We start from the raw sequence: 1,094 nt of genomic DNA on the forward strand, positions 1-1,094 counted from the left end.
GGTGACGTGGCCGGACGAGGTGGTGGCCGACGGGCCGGTGCCGCTCTCGCGGCTGATCCCGGCCGGGGTGGACCGTTACGGCATGGCCACCCGTGCCCGAATTGTCTTGTTCCGCAAGCCTTTGGAACTACGGGCGCAGGACCCCGACGATCTGGTCGACCTGCTGCGCGAGGTGCTCGTGCAGCAGATAGCGACATACCTCGGGGTCGAGCCCGACATCATCGACCCCGAGCCGGAGTAGCGGAAAAGGGTTGGCGCGCTTGCGTTTCTAGATGATGCCGCGCTTGAGGCGGCGACGCTCACGCTCGGACAAGCCGCCCCAGATGCCGAAGCGCTCATCGTTGGCGAGTGCGTATTCCAGGCACTCGTCACGAACTTCGCAGCCCAGGCAGATGCGCTTGGCCTCTCTGGTCGAGCCGCCCTTCTCCGGGAAGAACGCCTCGGGGTCGGTCTGGGCGCACAGCGCCCGTTCCTGCCACTGTTCGGCCTCGGTCATCTGGCGACCGCCGCGCGAGAAAGTGTCGAACATATCCTCACCACCGGTGACGATCAGGCTCAGCCGCGGTGGCTCGGGCTGGTAGGCGGCGCGCGCCCACTGTCCGCCCCCCGGCCGTGCAGTCGTCATCGGTTCACCCCCCTCGTATCCGTTCCGTTCATCGGCGCAGAAGTCAGGTGCTGCGCCAGTCATGGAATCGGTTCGCGATACACCGCCCGGAATGCCCGACGGGGCCAGCTCTTCGGCCATCGCTCCGCCTCCTCACTGTGTGTTAGCGCAGAATGATTAATCCGCCGGAGCCGATCCCACCGACGGCCCAACACCGCGGCGTAGTCCCGCGGCCATCCCCGAGCTTGACGTCACTCCAGTGCGAACGCTTGTTCGAAAACCCGTCCGCGCCTTGCACTCTCACGCGGACCCGGAATGACATGCCTGTGATTAGACACGCCGGGGACGGCGATGGTCAAGCTGCCGAAGCAATTCCGTTACCATCTCCGGCCCCTCTTACCCGAGTTCCCGCAGATCAAACAGCAAATTCATAGCAAATGATCTGTTATCGGGCATCCCTCCCTCAACGCATAGGCTGTGCGGATGTGAC

At 64.6% G+C, this 1,094-nt stretch carries 2 protein-coding genes; one reads left to right on the top strand and one right to left on the bottom strand.

The genetic code is table 11. The features are described from left to right. The coding region (locus tag ACWELQ_RS46140) for a metallopeptidase family protein (protein ID WP_452403264.1) at positions 1 to 241 on the top strand (241 nt) is incomplete at its 5' end. Between the two features lie 27 nt (positions 242 to 268). Here ACWELQ_RS46140 and ACWELQ_RS46145 read toward each other — a convergent pair. Then, entirely contained in the window at positions 269 to 529 is a 261-nt protein-coding gene (locus ACWELQ_RS46145) for a WhiB family transcriptional regulator (RefSeq protein ID WP_167659837.1), read from the bottom strand. Positions 530 to 1,094: the final 565 nt, after the last annotated feature.

The sequence above is a fragment of the Nocardia sp. NPDC004722 genome (assembly GCF_053601505.1).

Bases quoted from the DNA above. Each gene is read 5' to 3' on its own strand.
- ACWELQ_RS46145 (WP_167659837.1), bottom strand. From the start codon at position 529: ATGTTCGACACTTTCTCGCGCGGCGGTCGCCAGATGACCGAGGCCGAA.